Annotated in this window: 24 protein-coding genes and 1 pseudogene; 11 read left to right on the plus strand and 14 right to left on the minus strand. The window is 70.5% G+C overall.

Features of this window, described 5'->3' with window-relative positions; all coding sequences use genetic code 11:
* Positions 1 to 148 precede the first annotated feature (148 nt).
* Positions 149 to 1,666: a glycosyl hydrolase family 18 protein gene (locus ACFC0G_RS30490; protein WP_376409233.1), complete on the plus strand. Its 1,518-nt coding sequence runs from the start codon at positions 149 to 151 to the stop codon at positions 1,664 to 1,666.
* A 130-nt stretch (positions 1,667 to 1,796) separates the two neighbouring features.
* Here ACFC0G_RS30490 and ACFC0G_RS30495 read toward each other — a convergent pair whose 3' ends face one another.
* From ACFC0G_RS30495 to ACFC0G_RS30515, 5 genes are all read right to left on the minus strand, one after another.
* A complete protein-coding gene (locus tag ACFC0G_RS30495) occupies positions 1,797 to 2,927 on the minus strand; it encodes a hypothetical protein (protein ID WP_376409236.1) in 1,131 nt (376 codons plus the stop codon).
* A gap of 4 nt (positions 2,928 to 2,931) precedes the next feature.
* Entirely contained in the window at positions 2,932 to 4,689 is a 1,758-nt protein-coding gene (locus tag ACFC0G_RS30500) for an FG-GAP repeat domain-containing protein (protein ID WP_376409239.1), read from the minus strand.
* 671 nt (positions 4,690 to 5,360) lie between these two features.
* Complete coding sequence (locus ACFC0G_RS30505) at positions 5,361 to 6,911, minus strand: DUF1254 domain-containing protein (protein ID WP_376409241.1); 1,551 nt, start codon at positions 6,909 to 6,911, stop codon at positions 5,361 to 5,363.
* A 64-nt stretch (positions 6,912 to 6,975) separates the two neighbouring features.
* Positions 6,976 to 7,305 (minus strand): carboxymuconolactone decarboxylase family protein, encoded by a 330-nt coding sequence (locus tag ACFC0G_RS30510; RefSeq protein WP_376409243.1) that lies wholly within the window; start codon positions 7,303 to 7,305, stop codon positions 6,976 to 6,978.
* A gap of 396 nt (positions 7,306 to 7,701) precedes the next feature.
* Positions 7,702 to 7,842, minus strand: coding sequence for a hypothetical protein (locus ACFC0G_RS30515; RefSeq protein ID WP_376409246.1), 141 nt, complete (start codon positions 7,840 to 7,842; stop codon positions 7,702 to 7,704).
* 447 nt (positions 7,843 to 8,289) lie between these two features.
* On the opposite strand from ACFC0G_RS30515, the pseudogene ACFC0G_RS30520 reads away from it, so the two are divergent.
* The 3 genes and pseudogenes from ACFC0G_RS30520 to zapE all read left to right on the plus strand — a co-directional run.
* Positions 8,290 to 8,448: pseudogene (locus tag ACFC0G_RS30520) on the plus strand (LysR family transcriptional regulator); the annotation flags it as partial.
* A gap of 161 nt (positions 8,449 to 8,609) precedes the next feature.
* On the plus strand, positions 8,610 to 8,732 hold the full coding sequence (locus ACFC0G_RS30525) for a hypothetical protein (protein ID WP_376409249.1): 123 nt from the start codon (positions 8,610 to 8,612) through the stop codon (positions 8,730 to 8,732).
* An 8-nt stretch (positions 8,733 to 8,740) separates the two neighbouring features.
* Positions 8,741 to 9,802 (plus strand): cell division protein ZapE, encoded by a 1,062-nt coding sequence (zapE, locus tag ACFC0G_RS30530; RefSeq protein ID WP_376409252.1) that lies wholly within the window; start codon positions 8,741 to 8,743, stop codon positions 9,800 to 9,802.
* Positions 9,803 to 9,911: 109 nt separating this feature from the next.
* On the opposite strand, the gene ACFC0G_RS30535 is transcribed toward zapE, so the two are convergent.
* The 4 genes from ACFC0G_RS30535 to ACFC0G_RS30550 form a co-directional block, all read right to left on the minus strand.
* Positions 9,912 to 10,313 (minus strand): hypothetical protein, encoded by a 402-nt coding sequence (locus tag ACFC0G_RS30535; protein ID WP_376409255.1) that lies wholly within the window; start codon positions 10,311 to 10,313, stop codon positions 9,912 to 9,914.
* Positions 10,314 to 10,715: 402 nt separating this feature from the next.
* Positions 10,716 to 11,729 carry an NAD(P)/FAD-dependent oxidoreductase gene (locus ACFC0G_RS30540; protein WP_376409258.1) on the minus strand — a complete coding sequence of 338 codons (1,014 nt, stop codon included), beginning with the start codon at positions 11,727 to 11,729 and terminating at the stop codon, positions 10,716 to 10,718.
* Positions 11,726 to 12,247: an isoprenylcysteine carboxyl methyltransferase family protein gene (locus tag ACFC0G_RS30545; protein WP_376409261.1), complete on the minus strand. Its 522-nt coding sequence runs from the start codon at positions 12,245 to 12,247 to the stop codon at positions 11,726 to 11,728. The genes ACFC0G_RS30540 and ACFC0G_RS30545 overlap by 4 nt, the downstream gene beginning before the upstream one ends.
* Before the next feature lie 6 nt (positions 12,248 to 12,253).
* Positions 12,254 to 13,318, minus strand: a complete 1,065-nt coding sequence (locus tag ACFC0G_RS30550; protein WP_376409264.1) for a type III polyketide synthase — start codon at positions 13,316 to 13,318, stop codon at positions 12,254 to 12,256.
* 79 nt (positions 13,319 to 13,397) lie between these two features.
* Here ACFC0G_RS30550 and ACFC0G_RS30555 point away from each other — a divergent pair, with 79 nt between their 5' ends.
* Positions 13,398 to 14,288 (plus strand): UbiA family prenyltransferase, encoded by an 891-nt coding sequence (locus ACFC0G_RS30555; RefSeq protein ID WP_376409267.1) that lies wholly within the window; start codon positions 13,398 to 13,400, stop codon positions 14,286 to 14,288.
* Positions 14,289 to 14,458: 170 nt separating this feature from the next.
* Here ACFC0G_RS30555 and ACFC0G_RS30560 read toward each other — a convergent pair whose 3' ends face one another.
* The 5 genes from ACFC0G_RS30560 to ACFC0G_RS30580 form a co-directional block, all read right to left on the minus strand.
* Complete coding sequence (locus ACFC0G_RS30560) at positions 14,459 to 15,202, minus strand: amino acid ABC transporter ATP-binding protein (RefSeq protein ID WP_376409270.1); 744 nt, start codon at positions 15,200 to 15,202, stop codon at positions 14,459 to 14,461.
* The gene (locus ACFC0G_RS30565; RefSeq protein ID WP_376409273.1) at positions 15,199 to 16,107 is read right to left on the minus strand and encodes an amino acid ABC transporter permease; all 909 of its coding nucleotides are present in this window, start codon (positions 16,105 to 16,107) and stop codon (positions 15,199 to 15,201) included. Before ACFC0G_RS30565 ends, ACFC0G_RS30560 begins: the two co-directional genes overlap by 4 nt.
* Before the next feature lie 10 nt (positions 16,108 to 16,117).
* The gene (locus ACFC0G_RS30570; RefSeq protein ID WP_376409276.1) at positions 16,118 to 16,993 is read right to left on the minus strand and encodes an ABC transporter substrate-binding protein; all 876 of its coding nucleotides are present in this window, start codon (positions 16,991 to 16,993) and stop codon (positions 16,118 to 16,120) included.
* Positions 16,994 to 17,203: 210 nt separating this feature from the next.
* Positions 17,204 to 18,040 (minus strand): SAM hydroxide adenosyltransferase, encoded by an 837-nt coding sequence (locus tag ACFC0G_RS30575; protein WP_376409279.1) that lies wholly within the window; start codon positions 18,038 to 18,040, stop codon positions 17,204 to 17,206.
* A 465-nt stretch (positions 18,041 to 18,505) separates the two neighbouring features.
* A complete protein-coding gene (locus ACFC0G_RS30580; protein ID WP_376409282.1) occupies positions 18,506 to 19,399 on the minus strand; it encodes a LysR family transcriptional regulator in 894 nt (297 codons plus the stop codon).
* Between the two features lie 98 nt (positions 19,400 to 19,497).
* Here ACFC0G_RS30580 and ACFC0G_RS30585 point away from each other — a divergent pair, with 98 nt between their 5' ends.
* The 6 genes from ACFC0G_RS30585 (at position 19,498) to ACFC0G_RS30610 (ending at position 25,892) form a co-directional block, all read left to right on the plus strand.
* Positions 19,498 to 19,899, plus strand: coding sequence for a VOC family protein (locus ACFC0G_RS30585; protein WP_376409285.1), 402 nt, complete (start codon positions 19,498 to 19,500; stop codon positions 19,897 to 19,899).
* A 267-nt stretch (positions 19,900 to 20,166) separates the two neighbouring features.
* Positions 20,167 to 20,838: a DUF4097 family beta strand repeat-containing protein gene (locus tag ACFC0G_RS30590; protein ID WP_376409288.1), complete on the plus strand. Its 672-nt coding sequence runs from the start codon at positions 20,167 to 20,169 to the stop codon at positions 20,836 to 20,838.
* Positions 20,839 to 21,135: 297 nt separating this feature from the next.
* Positions 21,136 to 23,412 carry a DPP IV N-terminal domain-containing protein gene (locus ACFC0G_RS30595; RefSeq protein WP_376409291.1) on the plus strand — a complete coding sequence of 759 codons (2,277 nt, stop codon included), beginning with the start codon at positions 21,136 to 21,138 and terminating at the stop codon, positions 23,410 to 23,412.
* A gap of 188 nt (positions 23,413 to 23,600) precedes the next feature.
* Positions 23,601 to 24,269 (plus strand): DUF998 domain-containing protein, encoded by a 669-nt coding sequence (locus ACFC0G_RS30600; protein WP_376409294.1) that lies wholly within the window; start codon positions 23,601 to 23,603, stop codon positions 24,267 to 24,269.
* Positions 24,270 to 24,572: 303 nt separating this feature from the next.
* A complete protein-coding gene (locus ACFC0G_RS30605) occupies positions 24,573 to 25,169 on the plus strand; it encodes a dihydrofolate reductase family protein (RefSeq protein WP_376409297.1) in 597 nt (198 codons plus the stop codon).
* Positions 25,170 to 25,721: 552 nt separating this feature from the next.
* A complete protein-coding gene (locus ACFC0G_RS30610) occupies positions 25,722 to 25,892 on the plus strand; it encodes a hypothetical protein (protein WP_376409416.1) in 171 nt (56 codons plus the stop codon).
* The last annotated feature ends 35 nt before the right edge of the window (positions 25,893 to 25,927 follow it).

A 25,927-nucleotide genomic window follows, 5' to 3' on the forward strand; every position in this document is an offset into this window, starting at 1 on the left:
ATGCACCACACACCGAACCGCGAAATTGGTCTAGTCCAAGTTTGGTCCAGGCCATTGACGTGCCCATGGCCGCGGGGATACTCCGTAACGCGACAGTCGTGCGCGACAAGGACGTTGACGCACCCCCCCCCGCAAACATGGGATTGCCATGAGACGACGCGTACGTTCTCTCCGCTCGGCCCTCACCGTCGCCGTGACCGCCGTGGCCGCCCTCGGCCTCGGCGCCGTCGCCCCCGCCCAGGCGGCGACCCCGCTCCCCGCCCGGGTCTTCGCCCCCTACTTCGAGGCCTGGACCGGGGAGAGCCCGGCCGCCCTCAGCGCGCAGTCGGGCGCCAAGCACCTCACGATGGCGTTCCTCCAGACCGCCGCCAAGGGCTCCTGCACCGTGTACTGGAACGGTGACACCGGGCTGCCCATCGCCCAGTCCTCCTTCGGCGCCGACATCGCGACCATGCGGTCCCGCGGCGGGGACGTCATCCCCTCCTTCGGCGGCTACACCGCCGACACCACCGGCACCGAGATCGCCGACAGCTGCACCGACGTCAACCAGATCGCCGCCGCGTACGAGAAGGTCATCACGACCTACGACGTCACCCGGCTCGACATGGACATCGAGGTCGACTCCCTCGACAACACCGCCGGCATCGACCGCCGCAACAAGGCCATCAAGCTCGTCCAGGACTGGGCCGCCGCCAACGGCCGCCAGATCCAGATCTCGTACACCCTGCCGACGACCACCCACGGCCTCGCCGCCAGTGGGCTGGCGGTCCTCAAGAACGCCGTGACCAACGGCGCGCGCGTCGACGTCGTCAACCTGATGACCTTCGACTACTACGACAACGCCGTCCACGACATGGCCGCCGACACCAAGACGGCCGCCCAGGGCCTCTACGACCAGCTCGCCAAGCTCTACCCGACCAAGACGGCGACCCAGCTCTGGGGCATGGTCGGCATCACCGAGATGATCGGCGTCGACGACTTCGGCCCCGCCGAGACCTTCACCCTCGCCAACGCCCGCACGGTCTACGACTGGGCGGTCTCCAAGGGCATCAACACCCTCTCGTTCTGGGCGCTCCAGCGAGACAACGGCAGCTGTGCCGGCGGTGCCGCCGCCGACGGCTGCTCCGGCATCCAGCAGAACACCTGGGACTTCTCGCACATCTTCGCCCCGTTCACCAGCGGGACGACCGCCCCGGCCGACGACTTCTCGGTGACCACCACCCCGGCCGCCGCCACCGTCACCGCCGGCGGATCCACCTCCGCCACGGTGAAGACCGCGGTCACCGCCGGCACGGCACAGACGGTGAACCTCACGGTCAGCGGGCTGCCCGCGGGCGTCACCGCCACGCTCAGCCCCGCGTCGGTGACGGCCGGGGGCTCCTCGACCCTCACCCTGAACACGACGGCGGCCACGGTCTCCGGCACCTACCAGATCGTGGTCAACGGAGCGAGCGCCTCGGCCGGGCACGCGGCGGTCCTCTCCCTGACCGTCACCGGCGGTGCCACCCAGTGCACGGCGGCCCCGTGGGTCTCCTCCAGCGTGTACACCGGCGGCCAGCAGGTCTCGCACAAGGGCCACACCTGGAAGGCCAAGTGGTGGACCACCGGCGAGGAGCCCGGCACCACGGGCGAGTGGGGCGTGTGGCAGGACCTCGGCGCCTGCTGAGCCCACCCGCCGACAGGACCGGGGCCCGCCGAATCCGGCGGGCCCCGGTCCTGTTCTTCGGGTCACGACACATTCGGGTCACTGCACAAAGGGCCGACACGGCCGCCCCCGCCACAGCCCGTTGCCCCGGTCACGGGTGTTCGGCGCCGCCTGCCTGCGCTTCATGAGGGGCGTCGGCAGGCGGGTTCCCCGCCCGCAGTTCCCGCCGCAGAGCGCGCAGCGCGGTACGTTCCTCCGCGCGACGCCGCAGCCAAGCACGCCGTCGCTTGCGCGTGATGACGAGGAGCAGGCCCAGGGCAAGGAGGCCGCCGGCGATGAGGGCGGCGATGAGCCAGGGGAAGTAGGCCAGCCGGACCGTGTTGCTGTCCACGGTCTTCGCCGCGCCGCCGGGAACCGTGGCGGTCACCGAGGCGGTGACCGCGCGGCGGCCGAGAGCGGGGAGGTCGGCCAGGCGGCCGGTGAGGGTGGCGCTGCCGCCGGGGATCACGTAGATCCCCGTGGGGGTGAGCGGGACGGTACGCGCGGAGCCGCCGCCGGTGACGTTCAGCGTTCCGGCGAAGGTGTAGAGGACGTTGCCCGTGTTGCGTACGGTCACGGTGAACTCCTCGCCGCCGCCCGAAGGCCGGTGCTCCAGTTCCGTGAGGGAGACCTGGAGGTCGGCGGTGCCGGGGACGGTGAGTTCGACGAGCCGGGCGATACGGGTCTCCGTGTTCACCCTGCCGCTGACCGCGGGGGTGCGCAGCGCGGTGACCAGGCTGCCGAGATAGCTGCCCGGCGGGGTGCCGTCGGGGACCGCGAGGGAGAAGCGGATTGTGGCGCTGCTCTTCGGTCGCACGGTGACGGTGGCGTCGGAGCCCAGCTTCAGCCAGGCCCCGACCCCGCGCATCCTCTGGCCTTCCTGTGCGGGCGCCAGACCACCGCCGGCCGCGTTGGTGACGTCGGCGCCGTAGACGTGGAAGGTCCGGGCCTCGTCGCTCTCGTTGTAGACGACCGCGGAATCCTCGATCCGGGCGCCTGCCTTCAGCGCGTACCCGAAGTGCCCGCCGGTCAGCGTCGTCAGACCGTAGAGCCCGGCCTGCACGCCGAACGGCGCGCCCGCAGCGGATTCCGGGGGAGTGGGCGAGGGTACGGGGGCCGGCGCTGCCTGCGCGCCCGGCGCCAGAGCGAGCACGAGGCCCGTGAGGAGGAGGCTCCACAGGGCGGGGAACCGTGCCCGGTGGGTGGCGGTGGCGCCGCCCCGGGCGCGCAGACAGCCGTTCACGGGATCAGCCGGTGATCGTGTACTGGAGGGTGCCGCTGTACGAGCCGGGGACGGTCTCCGTGGGGATGTTCCACTGCGCCGTCGACCCGTCGTGGGTGAAGGCACCGCGGGTGCCGCCGTCGCCGGTCGCCATCGTCACGGCCGGGGAGAGGCTGCTGCCCGGTCGCGGGTCGGCGCCTTCGGGGAAGTGGCCGCCCGGGCCGGGCTTGGCCATGCCCGTCCACTGGCCGCCGGTCCCGTTGAGGTGTCCGCCGATCGTGATCCTCAGATTGTTCCACCCGATGGTGTCCGTGCCGCTGACCAGGTCGGTGGTGGCAACGGTCACCGACCAGGGGGCGGTGGTGGGGAGGGTGTCGGTGTACGTGAACGTGCCGAGTCCGGCCGGGGCGCTGACGGTGCCGGACGTCAGCGTGCCGAAGTTGACGGCCGGCAGGTTCACCTCCATCGACAGGACACCGGGCGCCTTGGCGATCTGCATCGACATCGACTGGGCCGTGCGGTTCGGCTTCGAGGTGTTCAGCAGCACCTGCGCCGCGACGCCCGCGGCAGTGGAGGCGGCCGCCAAGTCGGGCCGACCGTCGGCGTTCAGGTCTCCGACAGCGTACGAGCCGGTCCCGCCGTTCTTCGTGTCGTACAGCGGGCCGGCGTTGCGGAAGGTGCCGGTGCCGTCGCCGAGGAGGACGGTGGGCCGGTTGTCGGGGCCGTTGTTGGTGACCAGGTCCGGCTTGCCGTCCGTGTTGACGTCGGTGACGGCCACGCCCTCGAGAGCGCTGCCGCCGACCGGGTAGGTGACCGGGGCGCCGAAGGCTCCGGCGCCGTCGCCGAGGAAGACGGTGATCGTCCGGTCGGTGTGCGCGACGGCCACGTCCGGCTTGCCGTCGCCGCTCACGTCGCCGAGGGCGATGGCTCGGCCGAGGAAGACGCCGTCGGCGAAGCGGGTGGCCGGGCCGAGACGGCCCTTGCCGTCACCGAGGAGGACGGAGATGTCGGACGTACCCGTGTTCACGGTGACCACGTCGGGCTTGCCGTCGCCGTTCACATCCCCGGTCTCCAAGCCGGAAGGGCGCAGCTGCGCGGCGGAGTGGCTGCTGGGCCGGCCGCCACCGACGTAGTAGTTGCTCGCGGTGCCCAGCGCGCCGGTGCCGTCGTTGGTCCACACCGAGACGTTGTCGCCGTTGGTGTTGGAGGTCAGCACGTCGGGCTTGGCGTCACCGTTCATGTCGGCGACCGTGATGTCCACGGGGAACATGGCGTTCGTCGACGGGTTGACCAGCGTCGGCGCGGAGTAGGAGGTGGCCGGGGCGAAACCGCCCTTGCCGTCGCCGAGCAGCTCGACGATGCTGCCCATGCTTTCCACGCCGTGCTGCGTGGGCTGCTTGGTCAGGGCCGCGGCGACGACCGCGTCCAGTCGGCCGTCACCGTTGAGGTCCGCGAGGGCGACCGCCGTCGGGTAGGTGCCGGTGTCGAGCCCGAAGGAGACACCGGGGCCGAAGCCGCCCTTGCCGTCGCCGAGCGCGGCCACCAGGGTGTTCGATCCCCGGACCGGGGTGACGAGGTCGGCCTTGCCGTCGCCGTTCAGGTCGCCCAGCGCCGGGGCGGTGCCCTTCCCGGAGCCCGCGGGCAGCGGGACGGCGGTCGCCCCGCCGAAGGAGACGCTGGGATCCGGTGCGGCCTGGGCGGCCGGTGCCAGACACAGCCCGGCTACGAGCGCGGCCGCGGAGCCGAGCACGAGCCCGGCTCTGCGTGGTGTGGAAGTCTTCAACGTACCTGCCCCTTGACGATGTTGAGGCACGCCGACGGGAGGAATCGACCTGCGATGGTGTGATGGGAGGGTTGAATGCAGTCAACACCGCAGCGTCGGGAAAGATCAGTGGATGTCCCACCAGTTCCGGGGACCGCTCCACGGGCGTGACCTGGTGATTCCTACGATCGGCCGGCCTGCTGTGGACGGGGACACCCACCCCGGGGCAGCCGCCTCGTCAAGTAGCCGGTGAGAAGCACGACTTCGGCCAACGGAAAGGACTGCGCTCGGCAGCGGAGGCCGGCCGAGGCGTTCACTGGCCGGGGTCTGCCTGGCCGCCAGGCGGTCGAGATGGGTCTGGGCGAGTTTCACGAGCGCGGGCCCGTGTTCGTAGCCGAGCGGGGCCAGTTCCGGGGGCCGGACGTAGCCGTCCGGCATCCGTGCGTACGTCTGGTCCATGAGCTGCCGGTAGGCGTCGGCGAGCAGGCCGGGCCAGGCTCCGGTCAGGGGCGGGCGCATGCGGGACTCGGCGGCGAGTGCCGCGTAATGGGCCACGGCCTCCTCGGCGGCTTCGGCGGCTGCTCCGGGTCGACACGGTCCAGGAGCGCGCCGGACCACGCCCCGGCACCCCGCGCCCACGACCACTACGTCGACGTCCGCCACAGAGTTCCGCCTGCTTCTTCCCGTCACGCTCAGGGTGCCGGTTCGACCTCGGAAGGGCGCCAGGTCTTGTCGAAGAAGGGCTGTTCGGGGCTGTAGAGGCGGAGGATCGCGAACCAGCCCTTGCCGGGGACGGTCTGGATCCAGTTGCTGGTCGGGACTCCGTCGGGTTGCTGCGGTGCGAGGTGGAGGGTGGTGGTGCCGTCCGCTGCCGCGGTGGCCGCCGGGCCGGGGAAGTTCTGGCTTCCGGCCCAGGGGTACCGCTGGGGGGTCTGCAGCATGGAGCGGGTCTGGTTGTCGTAGAGCGTGACGGACCAGAAGCGCGCCGCGGGGATTCCGGGAGGCAGGTGGATGGTGTAGGCGCGGGAGCCGTCGACCGGCCGGCCGGTGGAGTCGGCGGCGGCCATGAGGTACTGGGAGCCGATGCCGGTCAGGCGCATGCACATGGCCGGGGTGACGCCGGTGGCGATGTAGAAGAACGCGGTGCGCGAGTTCAGCGCGCGCCCGGATGCCGGCGGATGGGGGCGCAAGCCGTCGGCGGTGATCTCCGGGGGCGGGGACGTCCAGTCGTATCCGCCGACGAACAGCGGGTTGTACCAGGCGGAGCCGTCGTCGTAGTAGGCGAAGTGCTCCTGGTCACGGGCGTGTAGTCCGAGTGTGCGGGCGGTGGCGTTGCCCAGCGAGACCGCTTCCTCCAGGAGCGCGCGCATGCGCGTGTCCGGCGCGAACGTGGCTCCCTTGGCGATGCCGATCGCGCGGAACGCGCCGCCGGCCTCCAGGTCGGGGGCGTCGGCGGGCTCTTCCTGGACGAGGGTGTCGAGGAGCTCGTAGAAGGAGAAGTCGTTCGGCGGGAGTGTGTTCATGGCCAGCCCGGTGCCCTCGACGAAGACCGGCGGATCAGGCGTGGTGACCGGGGCCAGGGGCGCTCTGCCCTGGAGGAACGCGCCGATGCTGCTGCCGAAGCCGCCGGGCTCGTAGGGGTGGATGCGCAGGGTCTCCTTGATCCGGGCGACGGTCGGGGCCGGATCGTCGTTCTCCAGGAACGCGCGGCCGAGCAGGCAAGCGCGCAGTGTGGAGCAGCGGGCGACGAAGGCGCCGCCTTCGGGCACCGGACCGTCGTAGCCCGGGGGCAGCAGGACGTAGGTGCCGCCCAGGCCGCGGTCGGGGCCGGGCAGGCCGAAGTCGGTCACCCACCGGAACCACATGTCGTCGATCGTGCCGAGACATCCGGGTGGCACCTGCACGGCCAGCGGTCCGTCGCTCAGGTCGAGGAAGCTGAGGAAGTAGACGGTGTCGGCGTTGCCGGTCAGGAACAGCGAGCGGCTGTCCATCAGTTCGGAGAACAGCAGCACCGTGTTGTCCGCCACGCCGGCGTCGAGGAACCCCTGCCGGATCGCCCGTACCGACACCCCTGGCAGCCCGGTGAGGTAGGCGTCCACGCCGCGCGTCAGGTCCAAGTGGTCGTAGAGCTTGGCGCTGGTGTCGGTGTCGGGGATCCCGTCGGTGAACCGCAGCGGGCCGATCCTGGTCTCGACCAGGTCCGGCGTCGATACGGACGAAGGGGTTGCGGCGAGATCGGTCATGGTTCTCATGCTGCGGGCCGGTCCCGGTCTTCGCATCCGGTCGCCGGGCGCAGGACCGTACCCCCTATGAGCCTTCGGCTTCGATCTCCGCCTCGGCGACGGCGATGGCGACGCCGAGGGCAGCGGCTATGTTGCCGGCCGCCGTCATGACGCGTGCCGTGCCCACGATCGGGGCGATGGCGACCAGGACGTCCTGGAGCCGTTCGGCGGTCAGGTCCGCCTGCATGGCCGGTTCGATGTGGGCGGCGTAGGAGATGGGCGGTGCGTCGGAGGCGGCGAGCGCGGCGATGCGGGTGAGGATGAGCATGTCCGCGGGCAGCCCGCACCGTTCGACCGAGTCGACGGTCATGGCGGCGAGGGTGTCCAGGACGGGGGTTTCGGATGCTGTGGCCATGGCGATGTGCCTTTCCGGTGTCGCGGGCGGCCGACGCGGGACGGGGACGGACCGCAACCGGGCCGCACATGCCGAGCGCCGTACCTCTCCACCGTAGGAGCCCTCCGCTCGAACCGCGCTGCGAGCCGGCCGGAGCCCTCCACCCGATCGGCAGCGGCACGGGCGGCCGCGCTACCGCTCGTCGAGGTGCCCGGCGGCCGCTGCCTTGCCGTCCCGCCCGAGGACGGCGGTACGGACGAGGGCTCCGCGTCGTTCATCGTGCTCCTACGGGCGGTCGCTTCGAGACTGCTACGAACCTCCACTGACACGGAAGGTGACGGCCATGGCGCGCCGGGTTGCTCTGACGGGGCTGTCGGATCCTCCCTTGGGCTCAGGAAAGCCGCGGCCCGGCGCCGTTCAGTACCGCAATGCGTTGCGGACCTCGGCGGGCTTCGCGTCATGGTTGGTGACGTTCACCGGGACCTCCGCCGGACCGTCGGAGGCGGTCGCGACACTGCCGAGGGCGACGTCTGCCGTGGCGTTCAGTCCGCCCTTCACCTTCGCCAGAGCGGCATCTGCCGCTGCCTCTGCCGAAGCGACTGCGGACGCGCGTTCGGACACCCCCCGACTTCACTGCGGAGGCAGCCGAGGAGGCGGCGGGGCTGGAGGGCTCGTCCGACGAGCAACCGGCCAGTGCGGTCAGGCCGAGCGTGATGGTGACCGAAGCGGCGGAGCTTCGGCTGAGATGGCGTTTCATAGCTTTCTCCCGGCTTAACGCCAATCTCCGTCCAGCGTCGAATGCGCCGAAATGCCCCGCCAGCTGTGGACGGCGCCCGGGTGATGCCGACGGGGGTTCTGTCATCGAGCATGTGGGGCCGGCCCGCAACTGGCCCGGATCTCGCTCCGCCCGGGCGAAGGCTCCAGCGTGCGGAACCATGATCGCCATATACTTCCGTGGCTCGCCGGCTTCCGGGTTGTCGATCCGCAGAGGCGTACGGGGGCGTGATGGAGCTGCGGGACATCGAGATCTTCCTGGTCCTGGCCGAGGAGTTGCACTTCGGCCGGAGCGCCGAGCGGCTTCTGGTCTCCCAGGCGCGGGTCAGCAAGGCCATCAGAAATCAGGAACGGCGCATCGGCGCGGCACCGTTCGAGCGCACCAGCCGCACCAGCCGCACCGTGCGCTTCCCGCCTACCCGACCCTGATCCGGGGCGAGTTCGACCCGGAGACCTGGGCTGCCGACCCGAACCGGCGGGCCGACCTGTTCGACGCCCACGACACGACACCCGCCAAGGACACCGTCGCGGGCTCGCCCGCGTCCGCCGGCGTGGTGGAGGGCATCGCCCGGGTCGTCGCGACCGTGGAGGAGGGCGAGGTCATCCTGCCGGGCGAGATCCTGGTGACCACCGTGACGAACATCCCTGCCGAACCTCAGCGTACGAACGGATGAGCTGACCGGTGCCCAAGCACGAGCAGGCCATGCGCCGCCATTTCCACCAGGCCGCGGCACGGCGCGGATTCTCGGTCGCCCCGGCACAGGAGGCCGCCGTCGAGCGGTTGGCCCGGCTGGCGGCCGAACTCGCCCGGCCGGCTTGGACGTTCCCCAGGCCTGCCCGCGACCTGTACGTCTGGGGCCCGGTGGGCCGGGGGAAGAGCTGGCTGGTGGACACCTTCTACGAGGGGCTGCCCGCCGGGCGCAAACGCCGCCTGCACTTCCACGACTTCTTTCGGCGGCTGCACGACGGAGTGAGCAGGCCGGGTACCCGCCACGACGGGCAGAGCGCTGTCGACAGCGCTCTCGACGAGCTGATCGGGGACAGCCGGGTTCTGGTCTTCGACGAGTTCCACGCACACGACGCGGGCGACGCGATGCTGATCGCACGCCTCTTCCGGACACTGCTGGACCGCCGGATCACCCTGGTCACGACCTCCAACTACCCGCCCGCCGGGCTGATGCCGGACCCGCTCTACCACCACCTGTTCGAGCCCACCATCAAGCTCATAGAGGAGCGGATGGACGTCCTGGACGTCACCGGTCCGGTGGACTTCCGCCGGCTTGAGCCGCCTTGGTCGGAGGCCGGCGGCCGCCGGTTCGCGACGGGCCTGTGCCTGCCCCCGGGGGATACCGCTCTGGAGGCGCTGGGCCTCACCGTCCCGGCGCCCGCGGAGTCCACCACCGTCCGGACCCACCTGCGGATGCTGCCGGCCCGCGCGGCGCGCGGTGATCTCGTGTGGCTCGGCTTCGACGCGCTGTGCGAGACCGCGACCGCGGTGCCCGACTACCTGGCCCTCGCCGAAAGGTTCACCACCCTGGTCCTGGACGGCGTACCCCCGCTGGCCGAGGCCTCCGCGGACCGACGGCAGCGGTTCGCGAACCTCGTGGACGTCGCCTGCGACCGGGACGTCAGGCTGGTCCTCATCGGCTGCGACCCGCTGACCTCCCTCCCCGTCGACCAGCCCCTGACACGCGACCTGGACCGCACGGCGAGCAGACTCGCGATGCTCCGGCGCACGAACTGAGCGGGCCGCCGGAAGCCCGCCGTTCATCGGTCCGAAGGCTGAGCTCTGGCATGAGCAGGGTGGGGACTGGAAACGGAGCATCGGTCAGCACGCTGGTCCCCGACCCCACTCAGTAGCCGTTGCCGCTCTTGGAGCTGGCCGACGGTGAAGCCGACGCAGAGGCCGCGCTGGTGACCGCGTCACCGCTGGGGCTGACCACGTACCACGAATTGCCGAAGGCGTTGACGCCCTGACCGTTGGTTTCTCCGGGCTTTGTGTCCTCGACGAAGTAGTACAACGGGTGGCCGTTGACGGTCACCTGGGTCGAGTTGTCCGAGCGGGCGGTCGTTGCCACCAAGGACGCGGACACACCACTGCTGTGGGGTGTCCCCTTCGTGATCTGCGGCGGCCAAGCCTGCGCACAGGAGCCGTCGCAGGTCGAGGTCGTCCCGGTGTCGGCCTTGAACAGATACAAGGTCCTGCCGGAGCCGTCGACCAGGATCTGTCCCAGCGGCGAACTCGCCGTCTTCACCGTGGCGGCGCTGCCGGTCGATGCGGAGGCGCTACCGCTGGCAGCGGGGGAGCCGGCGGTGGTCGTCGGGGCGCCGGCGCTTGGAGTCGGGGTCGAGGAAGTCGTGGTACTGGAACTGCTGCATCCGGAGACACAGGCCGCAACGGCGGCCATACCAACAGCAAGGGCGATGACACGATTCATGACAGACCTCTTGGCCCCGGGGGGATGCGGTGGCACGGCTCGCCGACGGCGAGTCTCCGAAGCACGTTACGTACCGATGCCCGCCCCGCTCCCCCAGGCGATCCGCCCCGCGGGGACCTTCACTCGTGCGGGTGATCGTCTGTGCGCGGGGTGGCCGCCCTGAGCATGCGAACTCGGCTCGGGCGGATCTCGCCCTCGGCCTGGATGCTTGTGTGACGGTCAGGTGAGGTGGTTGACCAGGGCGGTGAATGCCGTGGGAGCGCGGGTGGCCAGCGGGACGATCCGCGGGGCCAGCAAGGGGCTGGCGCGGATCCGGAGCAGCGTCTCGGTGAGCAGGCGGTGGCGCCGGGTGGTGCGTCGCCATGCCTGCTCGTACTCCTGCGGTCGGTCGGCGCGTACACAGCGCACCAGGTGTGCGGCGCCGGCGAGTGCGAGGGAGAGGCCCTCGCCGGTGAGTGCGTCGATGTAGCCGGCGGCGTCACCGACGAGCAGGACCCGCCCGGCCACTCTGGCCCGGACCCGTCGGCGCATCGGTCCGGCACCGCGGACGGAGGAGGCGGCCCGAGGGGGAAGGCGGCGGAGGAGCGCGGGGAATGCGGTCAACAGTGCGTCGAACGGCATTCGCTCGCCGGTCAGGACAGCCACGCCGATCAAGTCCGGGCCCAGCGGGGTGACGTATGCCTCGCCGAGCGCGGACCAGTGCACCTCGACGCAGTCCGTCCAGGGTGCCACCGCGAAGTGCTGCCGCAGCCCGTGCCGGGGCGCTCGCGGGTCGGGGAGTTCGAGGCTCAGCTGCCGCCTGATGGGGGAGTGCAGGCCGTCCGCGGCGGCGAGGTACCGGGCGGTGAGGCCGGCAGCAGTGACGCTTCGGGCGTCCTGTCGGACGGTGCCGACCTTCAGCGACAGGACCGGGATTCCGAGTTCCGCCGCTCGCCGGGAGAGCGCCGCGTGCAGATCGGTCCGCCGCACGCCCAGGCCCGTACCGTGCCGGAACCGCCCCTCGGCGAGCCGGTGGCCGTCCAGATAGCGGATGCCGTGCAGCGGTTGCCCAGCCGCAGTGACGCCCAGCTCGGCCAGGGCGCGGACGCCCCCGGGCATCAGGCCCTCGCCGCACGCCTTGTCGATCGGAGTCGGTCGCGGTTCGACGATCACCACCTCAAGTCCGGCCGTGGCGGCGTGGATCGCGGTGGCGAGACCGGCGGGTCCGCCGCCGGCGATCAGCAGGTCGATCACGCCGGCACCGGGGAGCAGCGGGTCAGGGCGGTGTTCTCGCAGCGCAGTCGGGTGGCGAGAAGCGGCAGGTTGAGCAGGGTGAAGGCGGTCGCGGTGAGCCAGGCGCTGTGGACGAGGGGCAGGGCGACCCCTTCGGCGACGACGGCGAGGTAGTTGGGATGGCTGAGCAGCCGGTAGGGCCCCGAGGTGACCAGCGGCAGGCCGGGCACCACGATGACTCGGGTGTTCCAGCGTGGCCCCAGTGTGCCGATGCACCACCAGCGCAGGGCCTGGGCGCCAAGTGCCAGGGCGAGCATGGGCCAGCCGAGGGCGGGCAGGAACGGGCGGTGGGCGAGGTGGACCTCGGCCAGGCAACCGACCAGCAGGCCGGTGTGGAGCAGGACCATCACGGGGTAGTGGCCGCGGCCGTACTCGACGCCGCCTCGCGCCCGGCTCCAGGTGGCGTTGCGTCGCGCGACGACGAGTTCGGCGAGGCGTTCGGCGGCGACCAGGAGGATCAGCAGGGTGTAGGGGAGCATGCGGGCCTACCAGCGCAGCAGGACGAGTTCGGAGCAGAAGCCGGGCCCCATGGCGAGGAGCAGGCCAGGGCTGCCGTGCGCCGGCGGGCGCTGGGCGACGGTGTCGCGCAGGATGTGCAGCACGGAGGCCGAGGAGAGGTTGCCGACCTCGGCCAGCGAACGTCGGGTCAGCTCGAGTGCGGCGTCGTGCAGCCCGAGTGTCTCGTGCAGGGCGTCCAGGACCTTGGGCCCGCCCGGATGGGCGACCCAGCCGGTGATGTCCGGCGGCTTCAGGTCGTGCTCGGCGAGGAAGGACCGGACGTCTTCGCCGACGTGCAGGTGGACCAGTTCGGGCAGTTCGGCGCCGAGCACGATTTTGAAGCCGGTGTCGCCGATGTCCCAGCCCAGCGCGCGTTCGGTGCCTGGGTACAGCCGGCTGCGGGTGGCCAGCACCTGCGGGCCCGCGTACTCCTGGTGGCGTGGGTGCTCCCGGCCGACGGCCACCAGCGCTGCGGCGCCGTCCCCGAAGAGCGCACCGGCCACCATGTTCCGCACGGAGGTGTCGGTGCGTTGCAGGGTGAGCGAGCAGAGCTCGACCGAGAGCAGGACCGCGACCTGCTCGGGATGACCCTGAAGGTAGTCGTGCAGCCTGGCCAGGCCGGCGGCACCTGCGACACAGCCGAGACCGAAGATCGGTACGCGCTTCACGTCCGGCCGCAGGCCCACGCGCCCGGCCAGCCGGGCCTCCAACGAGGGCGCGGCGATGCCCGTCACGGAGGTGGAGATCACCAGGTCGACGTCCTGGGCCGCCAGCCCGGCCGCCGCCAGGGCGCCGGTCAGTGCCTGCTCGGCGAGCCGCAGCCCGGCTTCGATGAACAGGTCGTTGGCCTGCCCGAAACTGCTCAGCTCCCGGTAGCGCTCCAGCGGCAGGACCAAGTGACGGGTGCCGACCGTGGAGGTGGTGTGCAGCCGCTCCAGGACACCACGCTCCGTGTCCTGCGGCAGGCACATCGCCGCCAGGGCTTCTGTGATCTCGCCCTGTTCGTACCGGTGCGACGGGAGCACCCCGTGGACAGCCGCGATTCTGGTCATCGGGCCAGAATAGGTTCGACCTGACTATTCATTACAAAATGTCCGGGATTCGGCGGTTTGCTCGATCTAGCATGAGGACGTGTACACCGCCAGAGGCCAGCAGGTGCGCGAAGCCGCAGACGTAGCGTCGCCTCTCGGCCCGGGCGGGCAGGTCCGGGGGCTGCTGGCCGCCTCCCACGCTGCCCCGTCGATCGCCGTCACCGTCGTGATCACCGCACTGGCCGCCGCCTCGGGGCGGAGCGTGGCGGGAAGCGCACTGGTGGCCTCGGCGGTGCTCACCGGGCAGCTGTCGGTGGGCTGGTGCAACGACCGCGTCGATCTGCGCCGGGACCTCGCCACCGGCCGGAGCGACAAGCCGCTGGTGACCGGTGCGGCGCACCCGCGGACCGTGGCCGTCGCCGCCGGGTGCGCACTCGCGCTGTGCGTCCCGCTGTCGCTGGCGAACGGCCTGGCAGCCGGTACGGCCCACCTGGTCGGGATCGCCGCGGCCTGGTCGTACAACCTGGGCATCAAGCGCACGGTGCTCTCCTGGCTGCCCTACGCCGTGGCCTTCGGGCTGCTTCCCGCCTTCGTCACCCTCGCACCGCCCGGCCACTCCTGGCCCGCGGGATGGGCAGTGGCGGCCGGCGCACTCCTCGGTATGGGCGCCCACCTCACCAACGTCCTGCCTGACATCGACGGGGATCTGCGGACAGGCGTTCGCGGCCTGCCCCAGCGCCTCGGGCCGCTACGCGCGAGGTTCCTGTCCGCCGGCCTGCTGCTCGCCGGGGCGGTCGTTCTCATCCTGGGACCGAGCGAGCGGATTGGCACCGTTGGCTGGGTCTCCCTCGCCGTCACCGGCGCGCTGGCGCTCGCCGTCGCGTTGCCGACCGGCTCCGATCCGCAAAGCCGGCTGCCCTTCCTGGCCACCCTCGCCCTGGCTACCCTCGACGTCGCCCTGCTCCTGCTGCGCGGCGCCGCCCTCACCTGACAAGGTGCGCACGGGGCGGTCCCGTGACCGATCAGGCCCGGGTTGGCGTACGGACTTTTCTCCCCAGCTGCGTACGGACCGACGTCCCCAGCTCCGACACTGACGGAGGAAGCCGGTCCCTCCCCGCGGCAGGGGGAGGGACCGGCTTCCGCGATCCGCGGGAGACGGCGCTAGGAACGGTCGAGCGCTCGGGCGAGGAAGCGCCGCGTGGCCTGCTCCCGCGGAGCGGTGAGCACCTGCTCCGCGGTGCCCTGTTCCACGATCACGCCGCCCTCCAGGAAGCAGACCCGGTCCGCGACCCGCCGGGCGAAGTCCATCTCGTGGGTGGCCATCAGGATGGTCAGGCCGCGCTGCTTCAGGTCGGCGACGACGTCCAGGACCTCGCCGACCAGTTCGGGATCGAGGGCCGAGGTGATCTCGTCGAAGAGCAGCAGCTCCGGCTCGGTGGCCAGGGCGCGGGCGATCGCCGCCCGCTGCTGCTGTCCGCCGGAGAGCCGGTCGGGGTGTTCGTTCGCCTTGTCCGCGAGCCCGAGGCGGTCGAGCAGCTCGCGGGCCGAGGCCTCGGCCCTCTTGCGCGGGACGCCGTGGACCTGGCGGGGCGCGAGCGTGATGTTGTCCAGCACGCTCAGATGCGGGAAGAGGTTGTACGCCTGGAAGACGATGCCGATCCGACGGCGGGCGATGTCGGGGTCGAGACGGGGATCGGTCAGCTCGGTCTCGCTCAGGTGGACGGTCCCGTCGTCGACGACCTCCAACAGGTCCACGCAACGCAGCAGGGTCGACTTGCCCGAACCCGAGCCGCCGATCAGACAGACGACCTGGTGCTCGGCGACGTCCAGGTCGATGGAGCGCAGCACCAGCCGCTCCCCGTACTGCTTGCGGAGGCCGCGGATGCGCAGCAGCGACTCGCTCATCGGACCGCCCCCGCCCAGGTGCGCTGGGCGGCCCGCCGCTGGAGCCGGTCGGCGAAGCGGGTCAGCGGGATGGTCACCGCGATGAACAAGAGGGCCGCTCCCAGATACGGGGTGTAATTGAAGTCGTAGTCCGCCTTGATCTGCGCGGCCCGCAGCGCCTCGAGCGGACCGAGGACGGCGACCAGTGCCGTGTCCTTCTGCAGGGCGATGAAGTCGTTGAGCAGGGGCGGCAGCACGTTGCGCACGGCCTGGGGCAGGACGACGTGCCGCACGGTCTGCCGCTCGTTGAGGCCCAGGGCCCGGGCGGCGTTCCGTTGGGCCGGGTGGACCGAGTTCAGTCCCGCCCGGAACACCTCGGCGACGTACGCGGTGTAGGAGAGGGTGAGGGCGATCACGCCGAGGAGCCAGGGCTCGGAGGGGGTGCCCTGCAGTTGCAGCGCCGGCAGTCCGAAGCCGACGAGGAAGACCAGCAGCAGGGTCGGTACGCCGCGGAAGACGTCCACGTAGACCGTGGCGGCGAGCCGCAGCGGCTGGAGACCCGGTGCGCGGGTCACCCGCACCAGGGCGATCAGCAGGCCCAGGACGAGGATCAGCACCTCGGCGACGAGGAACATCTGGATGTTGAGCCAGAAGCCCCGGAGGAGGTCGGGGAAGGCGGAGCGGAATTCGGCGCCGTCGAAGAACAGACTGTCGACGCGCTCCCAGCCCGGTGAGGCCACCGCGGCCGCGCCTACCGCCACCAGGCCGAGCAGGGTGCAGAGGGTGGAGACCCAGGTGTGGCGGCGCTTGCGGGAGCGGCGGTACCGCTGCCGCTCCTGTTCGTGGTCGCTGGGCCGGTAGTCGGTGTCGGGCGTGCCCGGAGAGGTGGCCGACCGGTCCGGTACGGCCGTCTTGCTGATGTCCACAGCCGGCCCGTTATCGCTTCAGCTCGGGGACGTTCGCCGAGGCGGAAAGCCACTGCGTGGTGAGCCTGGCGAGCGTGCCGTCGGCCTTGAGCTCGTCGAGGGCCTGGTTGACGCAGGAGGTGTACCCGCTGTTCTTCGGCAGCAGCAGACCGAACTTCTCGGGGGTGCCGCCCGCGTAGCCGAACTGGCCGACGATCTCGCCGTTGTCCAGCTCCGCCCCGGCCAGGTAGAAGACGGTGGGCAGGTCGGTGACGATCGCGTCGATCTGACCGTTCCGCAGCGCGGTGACCTCGTCCTTGGTGGTGCTGAAGACGCTCGGCTGCTTCGACGGCTTGATCTGGTCGAGCACGGCCTGGTAGCTGGTCGTCGCGACCTGCACGCCGATCCTGGCGTCCTTGAAGGCGCTCAGGGACGTGGCCTTCGTGAACGCGGATCCGTCGAGCGCCAGGATGGCCTGATTGGCCGTGTAGTAACTGGTGGAGAAATCGACGGCTTTCGCGCGCTGCGGCGTGATGGAGATCTGGTTGATGTCGAAGTCGAAAGCCTTGGGGCCGGGGGCGTACGAATGGGCGAAAGGCTCGACGACCCATTTCACCTGGTCGCGTTCGAAGCCCAGCTTTTCGGCCACCGCATAGGTCACGGCGCTTTCGAAGCCCTTTCCGTTCGACGGGGTGTTGCTGTCGAACCACGGTTCATAGGCCGGGGAGTCGGTCGCGACGGTGAGCCGGCCGCGCTTGTGGAGGCTCGGACTGTCGGTCGTGCACCGGGCGGCGTCCTTGGCGCCTGCCGCTTCGGGGGTGTTCTGCGGCTGCGGCGCGCAGCCGGCCGCCGCCAGCGCGACGAGGGCGGCGGCGGAGGCCGCCAGGGATATGCGGGTACGGGACATCAGAGGTCCTTCGAGAGAAGTCCGGGAAAGGTACGGGTAAGAGGGCCGGTGCTGTGCGTTCAGCGACACAGATCGGCCGCACAGCGCACGTTGTCCACGTGGCGGCGGCGTACCAGCAGGAGAGTTCCGGACATGCTTTTCAGCATTCCGGCTCACGGAGACCGGCGTCAATCGGGAAGACCGTTGCCGGGGTAACGCGTTGATAACATGTCAGCTGGTGAGATGGAATACCCGGTCGCCTTGACGCAGTCCGAATGTCTCCGCCGCGGAACCGCCGCGGACCACCAGTTCGGCGAATCCGACCCCGGAACTCCCGACGGTGATTCCGGGCTCGCCGAGCGGGACGTCGGGGAGTCGGTCGTAACAGCGCACCCGGATGTCGCGGCCGTCGAGCCGGTTGCGCACGAGAAGGCTGTCGGCGGTGTCGTAGCCGGGCAGTTCGGCGGCCGGGCGGTCCAGCTTGCAGTTGCCGAAGTTGTCGACGACGGCGATCCGCACGTCGTCGGCGACGGACGGGCGCACCGCTGTCGGCTGCGCGGGAACGGGGTGGCCGTCCACCAGCCAGCGGGCCAGCAGGGGCGCGTACCAGAGGCTCCGGAACTGGGTTCGTACCATCTCCTCGATCTCGGCCGGCGTCAGCTCGGCCCAGTCGTCGGCGGCGGCTTCCAGCACCTCGCGGACATCGGTGACCTGGACCTCCGTCAGACCCAGGTAGGTCGCCAGTGGGGCGAGAACCCGCTGGTTCAGCGTGCTGACGACCAGGTGGTTCCCGTGGCGGAAGGAGCAGAAGGGCACGCCGTTGGGCCAGTGCCCGTCCCTCGGTGCGATGTTGACGAGGACCACGACGGGTCGGCTCGGGCCGCCGATCAGGTCCGTGGAGCGGAGCAGGTCGAGCAGGGTGAGGGCGGCGGCGCCCTCCGGGTCCGGTCCGCCGAGCGGCAGAACGGTCGGCGTGGAGCCGAACAGGGTGGCGATCCGGGTGGACTGGCGGGCGAGCGCATTGGGGTCGGCGCAGTCGGTGAGGGAGACGACCGGGGGAATCGGCATGGCGAGACTTCGCCCTTCTGTCGAGGGAGGACACGGGGTGGGTGGGGTTCGAGGTGCAGGGGCCGACAGGCTCGGTGGCGGGCCGGGACAACAAAAAACGGACCCTCCGTTTCCGGAGGGTCCGTCGCGTCCTGCGCGCACACGGCTTCGCTAGCGAAGCGCCTCCGGGGGCGGGGGCATCATTCGCATCATGGCGAGGGTGGCGGTGTGCTGCATGAGGTGCACGCTAGCACCAGGTGGAGTCGTCTCAGACGCCATTCCACATAGTGGACATACGCTTCCGGTCGCTCGCTTGGTGGGGCGGGCCGCTCAGCGCTTCTGCGAGCCGTGACCCGCGAGCGCGTCCTCCGAGGCCACCCGGTAGCGCCGCTCGTACCCGCCGAGCTGCCGGATGGTCCCCCTGATCAACGGCGCCGACCGCACGCCCCGATGGTTCATCGTGCGTGCGGCCGGTCGGAAGGCTTCTCACAAGGTCATGGTGCCGAGCTCGCGGGCGACGGCGACGAACGACCGGACCATCGGGTCGTCGTTGTCCGAGAGCCAGACCAGGCCCCAGCGCAGCATCGGGGCGTCGTGGAGGTGCAGGTACGTGATGTCGGGGCGGAGGTGGAAGCGGGCGACCTGGGCGGCCAGGCTGTGGATGGCGTCGCCCGAGGAGATGACCGTGTACAGATCATCCAGATCCCTGGCGCCGAAGTCCCCCCGTTCGATCGTCCGGCCGCTGGGCGTGTAGAAGGGCATGAAGGCGTCCTCCCAGTAGTCGGGCTGCAGCGAGTCCCCGCCGAGCACGACGTGGTCGGCGAACACCTCCATGGACGCCGACGGCCGGTCCGCCAGTCGGTGGTCGGACGCCATCGCCACGACGCGGGGCTCTTCGAACAGCACGGGGCCCACGGTGAGATCCGGCTCCTCGACGGGGAGCCAGGCGAGCAGCAGGTCCGCCTCGCCCCTGCGCAGCGGCCCGAACGGATCGACGAAGCCGTTGTAGCGGAGCCGCACCCCGCACGTCGGGTTCCGGGAGCGGAAGGCGTCCCAGAAGGGCCGCAGTTCGTACGCGTTGGAGACCAACAGGTTGATCCGCAGGACGTCCGTCTTGCCCTGGGCGGTGAGGCGCGCCCGGTCCACGCTCGCCTTGAGGCCCTGGTAGACCGGGAGCAGGTCGTCGCGCAGCTGCTGACCGACCGGTGTGAGCTGGACCTGGCGGCTGGTCCGCTCGAAGAGTTGGGCCCCGATCGACCGTTCCTGCTTTTTGATCGCCTGACTGATCCGCGCCGCCGAGACGTGCAGCCGCTCGGCGGTCCTGCCGAAGTGCAGCTCCTCCGACAATGCCAAGAAGATCTCGATGTCACGCAGCTCCACGCGCCCCCACGCCCCCGCTTGTTCATTAACCCCAGGCTTAACCGACGTTGCATGATCGACGGTTGATGATCAACTTGTCCACACGTGATGCTCAGTGCATGAACGTTGTCAGTACCAAGGTGTCGTTGACCGTGGAGGACGTGAGCGCTTCCTGCCGGTTCTTCACCACCCATCTGGGCTTTCGTGAAGTCGAGTCGGCGGAGGGGTACGTCTGCCTCCGCCGGGACGACACCTCCGCCGAGATCGCCCTCACCGAGCGCGACCCCGAGCTGCCGCCGCAGGCCTGGCGGGGCCAGGGGCTGGCCGACCTGGCCGTGATCCTGACCGTCACGGATGTCGCGGCTGAGTACGAACGGTTACGGAGCGAAGGGGCCGTCGTCTGCGGCGGGATCCGCCAAGAGCCCTGGGGTGAGCGGTTGTTCCGGCTCACCGATCCCAATGGCGTCGTGGTCCAGCTCACCGAATGGGTGCCGCCGGCCGGCGCCCCCGAACACCGTTGAGTCGAAGGGTTTGGACTGGTGATGCCGCCCGCGGCTGCCAGGGCCCTGACGGGAGCAGCCGCGGGCGGATGAAGCCGCTCGGGCGTTCACCGTCAATCCATTGCAACGACCTGATGACCGTCATTGCGTTAACCTCTAAGATCATCGCAACGATCTTACGGTTCCTGCCTGCAATGATAGTGATTTCAGGCAGTGGACTGGTTGATGAAGTCGTGAATGCAACGTAGCTTTTCCTGTATCAGAAACAACGAGCTCAAGGAGAGCGCCATGCAGAAGTTCGACACCCCCGGCACGATCGCCGCCGTCCTGGACATCCCCGCGGGACGCATCCGGTTCATCGCCGCCGACCGGGCCGATGCCGTGGTCGAGGTCCTGCCCGCGGATGCCTCGAAGGGCCGCGACGTACAGGCGGCGGAGCAGACCAAGGTCGAATACGGCGACGGCGTCCTGCGGATCGTGGCCCCGGCAGCGAAGAACCAGATCCTTGGCGACTCCGGATCCGTCGAGGTGACCGTCCAGCTGCCCGCCGGCTCCCGCATCGAGGCGAAGACGGCCAGCGCCGAGTTCCAGGGAGTCGGACGGCTCGGCGACGTCGGCTTCGAGGGCGCGCAGGGCACGGTCAAGCTCGACGAAACCGCGAGCGCCCACCTCGCCCTTCTCGCCGGCGACATCTCGGTCGGCCGCCTGGGCGGCCCCGCCCAGATCAGCACGCAGAAGGGCGACATCCACATCGCCGAGGCCGTGACCGGCACAGTCACCCTGAGCACCGAGCACGGCGCGATCTCCGTCGGCGCTGCCCGCGGGGTCTCCGCCTCCCTGGACGCCCGCACCTCGTACGGCCGGATCCACAACTCGCTCCACAACACCGAAGGCGACGGCGCGGGCCTGAACATCCACGCGACCACCTCCTACGGCGACATCACCGCCCGCAGCCTCTGATCCGCGTAGCCCCGAAGGGGCCCTTGTAGTCAGCGGCCCTTGTCGGTGCCCCGCCGAATGCCGACGCCGTGCTCGTAAAGCTGCGGGACGAATCCGTGGCTCCGCCTCGCAGGACCGCACTCGGGAAGCCGACTCCAGACGCCGACGCGGCACTCACTGCGCTCACCTTCCCTCAGCCTGGCTCGCGAGACGGCCAGTGCCCTCGCACCAGCCCTCCCAGGCCACATCACCCCTGCCGTGATGACGCCACCGTGGCATCACCGTGCCCAGAACCGACACCGAAGAAGGACAGAGAGAATGAGCACCACTCAGCACTACCAGGCCGCCGAGCAGCTCCTCGGCCGGCCCGCCCGCCCTGGCGAGTTCGTCGTCGGTGACAAGGTCAGGCCGCAGTGGATCGACGGAGGCGCCCGGTTCTGGTACGCGGTGAGCAACGGCGCCGGCAAGCGGTTCGTGCTGGTCGACCCGACGGCCGGCACCCGCGAACCGGCCTTCGACCATGCCCGGCTCGCCGCCGCCCTTGCCGCCGCCTCCGGGCAACCGGTCGACCCCGAATTCTTGCCGACCACGGCGATAGAACTGGCCGGGAACACCGTCGAGTTCGACGCGTTCGGCGAGTACTGGCGCTGCCACCTGGACGACTACACCTGCGAGCGCGCCGAGTTCACGCCGCCGGGCAACCCCCTCGAAGTGCCGTCGCCCGACAAGAAGACCGCGGTGTCCCGGCGGGGCCACGACCTGTGGGCGCGCTCGCTGTCCGACGGCCGCGAGTGGGCGCTGACCACCGGTGGTGCGCCCGGCCATCAGTACGGCACGGGCCCGGACTGCACGGCGAACGGCACACTGCTGCGCAAGATCGGCCTGCCGTACCTGCCGCCCGCCGTGGCCTGGTCGCCCGACTCGACGAAGGTACTGGCACACCGCACCGACGAGCGAGATGTCCGGCAGACCCACCTGGTGGAGGCCAGGCCTGCCGACGGCGGGGCCCCGGTGCTGCACACCCAGCGGTACGCCCATCCCGGCGACGAGCATCTCCCTCTCGCCGAGCTGGTCGTTCTTGACGTGCAGTCAGGCACGGTGGTCCGCGCGCAGGCCGAGCCGCTGCTCATGCCTCAGCTGTCGCCGATCACGACCAAGTGGGCCTGGTGGGCGGAGGACGGCTCGGCGGTGTACTACCTCGGCCGGCCCCGCGACCTGCGCACGCTGACCTTGTACCGGCTGGACCCGGCCACGGGCGAGGTCACCCCGGTGCTGAGCGAGACCGGACCCACCCGCGTGGAGCCCAACCAGTTCGGGTACGAGCCGCCGATCGTGCGGGTGCTCGCCGACGAGGTCCTCTGGTACTCCCAGCGGGACGGCTGGGGCCACCTGTACCGGTACGACCTGCGTACCGGCGCGCTGCTCGGACAGGTCACTTCCGGGCAGTGGGCGGTGCGGCAGATCCTGCGCGTCGACGAGGCGGAGCGCGTGGTGTACTTCACCGCCTCCGGGCTGGTCGACGAGGACCCGTACCGACGCACGGTCTGCCGCGTCGCCCTGGACGGCTCCGGCTTCGCCAGGCTCACGGACGACGACCTGGACCACACCGTCACCCTCCCCGACCACCAGCAGTACTTCATCGACTCCGCGTCCACCGTCGACACCCCGCCGGTGACGACGGTCCGCGACTGGACCGGCCGGGTGCTGGTGGAACTGGAGCGCGCCGACATCGGCAAGCTCACCGCCACCGGCTGGACGGCGCCGGAACGGTTCCGCGTCAAGGCGGCCGACGGGGTGACGGACATCTACGGCGTGCTGTACCACCCGCACGGGTTCGACCCCGCCCACCAATACCCGGTGGTGGACAACGTCTACCCCGGCCCGCAGGTCGACCGGGTCGCTCCCTGCTTCGACCCCGGCGGGATGGGCCTCGACGCCGAACCCCTGGCGGCGCTGGGCTTCGTGGTGGTGGCACTGGACGGTCGCGGCACCCCGGGTCGGGACAAGGCCTTCCACGACGCCTCGTACGGGCGGATGGCCGACGCGGGCGGCCTGGACGACCACGTCGCGGCGCTGCGGCAGTTGGCCGAGACCCGGCCGTGGATGGACCTGGACCGCGTGGGCGTGTTCGGCCACTCCGGCGGCGGCTTCGCCGCGGCCCGCGCGATGCTCGACTTCCCCGAGACGTACAAGGCCGGAGCCGCACTCGCCGGCTCGCACGAGGCCCGGCACTTCAACGCCGGCTTCATCGAGACCTACGACGGCGCGGACAACCCCGAGGCCTGGGCCCGTACCTCCAACGTGGACCTCGCCGACCGCCTTGCGGGCAAACTGCTCCTGATCCACGGCGAGATGGACGACCAGGTCCACCCGGACCACACCCTGCGCCTGGCCGACCGCCTGATCGCCGCGGGCAAGGACTTCGAACTGCTCATCGTCCCCGGCGCCGAGCACACGTTCATCGACCACCTCGCCTACGTCCGCACACGCTGCTGGGACTTCCTGGTGCGCGAGCTGATGGGCACGCAGCCGCCCGCCCACCGCCCCGCCCCGATCGCCATCAGCCCCGAGATGCTTGCCGAACTGTTCGCCTGAGCCCGGCACGCGGACGCGGACGAGGACGAGGACGAGGACACGGACGAGGAACCAGCATCGTCATGTGATCTGGAATCGCTTCGGCTAGGCCGATGAGTCAGGTCAGCCCTCACGGTCATACAGGCAACGAGGTTCCAGTGCCGCGATCCCGGCCCCGAGGTGGGCGCGGCAAGTGAGGAAGGTACGCCATGACCCAGACGATCAGCACCTCCGCCGTCCCCAACGCGGCCGCATCCGCGGCCGTCATCCGGCCGGCGGGGCGGGTTCTGCTGGCCTGCGCGTCCGTATCAGGCCCGCTGTTCCTGGGCGTGGGGCTCATCCAGGGCCTCACTCGTGAGGGATTCGACTTCACTCGCAACGCCATCAGCCAGCTCAGCCTCGGCGACTTGGGCTGGATCCAGATGACCAGCTTCTTCGTCGCCGGCGCCCTCATGATCGCCGGCGCGGTCGGGCTGCGGCGCACGCTGGTCGACGGTCCCGGCCATCGCGCGGCGCCCTGGCTGGTCGGTGTGTTCGGCGCTTCGTTCCTGGTCAACGGGGTGTTCGCCGCCGATCCGGGGGCCGGCTTCCCCGCCGGCACCCCGGATGCCGCGACCCCCACGCTGAGCGTTCACGGCGCGGTCCACATGTTCGCCGGCATGGCCGGCTACCTCGCCCTGTGTGCCGGGTTCCTCGTGCTGGCCCGTCACTTCGCCGACCGGCGGCAGCGTGGCTGGGCGATCGCCTGCCGCATCGTCCCCGTGGGCGTCCTCGCCGGATTCGCCGGGTCCGCGGCCTCCGTCCTGTCCTTCACCGCGGGTGCGGCGCTCGGCCTCGCCGCACTCACCGCGGTGACCGTCCGGCTGGCCCGTCGCTAGCCGGAGGCTAAGCAGTCCACACCGGCCACCACTGAGCGTTCATGCTCAGGTCATTGCAATGAATCGACGGCGTCCCTTGCGTTTAGCGACAGATCCATTGCAATGATGTCTCTCAACTGACCTGCATAGATGCGGGGACTGGGTCTTCAATCGGTTGCTGGACAGCTGAACGCAACATAGCTTTTCTTTTGTCGCGAACGACCGGGATTCCAGCGGCAGGAGCCCGACATGAGCCTCCAGGCCGTCGACACCGCCGCTACCCATCCCATCTGAACTCAACAGATCAGGAAGAGAGAGATCCGCATGCGCATTGCAATTGGTGAATTCATCAGCTTGGACGGCGTAGTTCAGGCCCCCGGGCACCCGGACGAGGACACCGACGGCGGTTTCGCCCAGGGCGGCTGGACCCACCCGTTCTTCGACCCGGAGGTGATGGGCGGCGCCCTGTCTGAATGGCAGGCCACCACCGACGCCCTGCTGTTCGGCCGCCGCACCTGGCAGACCATGGCCGCGGCGTGGCCCGGCCGGGCCGGCGACCCGTTCGCCGACCACATGAACAGCGTCACCAAGTACGTCGTGTCCAGCACCCTCGGCGAGGACGAGCTGACGTGGAACAACACCACGCGCATCCCCGGCGACCAGGCACTGGACCAGATCAAGAAGCTGCGTGAGTCCGAAGGCCGCGACCTGGTGGTCATGGGGAGCGCGTCCCTCACCCGAACCCTGCTGGCCGAGGGACTGGTCGACGAGCTCCGGCTCATGATCATGCCGGTGCTTCTCGGCGGCGGTAAGACGATCTACCCGGCCGACGGTCACCTCCGCACGTTCGAACTGGTCTCCACGGTCGTCAGCGGCACCGGAGTGCACGTGTGTACCTACCGGCCGAAGGCGGGGGCGTAGTCGGCAGGCGTACGAGCCGATGCCGACGGGTCAGCCGACGCACGGGGCGGTGACACTGCCGTTGAGGGTGAAGCGGTAGGCGCAACGCGTACTCGGTCTTGGGGTTGTCGCTACAGCGGTCCCGGATCCCGAGGCCATCGGGATCCGGGACCCTCTCGATCACCCGGCAGAACGCGTCGGACACTGTGCAGGGGATCCGCCGCCGCACCGTCGACGCGCGGGGGTCGTCGAGTCCGGTAACTCCCCGTTGAGGCAGGTGCCCTTGTCGAAGGGCTGGGTTGCCTCGTTGGACGGGAGGGCGGAGGCCGTGGGCTCGGGTCGGCCGTGTCGGTGGGGGCGGAGGGGGAGGAGAGGCGTGCCAGAGGCCTTGCTGCCCCCGCGTCCCCATCGACGCTGCCAGGGTGCCGCCCATGGGGCGCTGGGCCCTCGGCGTCAGAGATGTGTCAGGCGCACACGGACTCTATGGCCTGCCTCTGCCCTCGGGCGTATGCAGGGAGCACAGAGTCCGCATGTGTGTACGCCGAGGGGTGATGGAGCGATGAGCGGCATGGTCTGCGGCGGCTGATGTTCCCGTCGGTCGTCCGGTACTGCGTCGCCCATGCCGCCTGCCCGGTCCTCGCCGTACCGCCCTCGCCCCTGCTGGGCGACCTCGTCTCCGCGCACCGCCGGCTCAGCCGGTGGCTGCGGTTCGACGCCCGTCAGCTGGCGGAGGGCACGCCCTGACCGAGCCCCACCGGTCCTTCCACCCGCTGTCCGTG

The organism is Streptomyces sp. NPDC056169 (genome assembly GCF_042268445.1).
Lineage (GTDB): Bacteria > Actinomycetota > Actinomycetes > Streptomycetales > Streptomycetaceae > Streptomyces.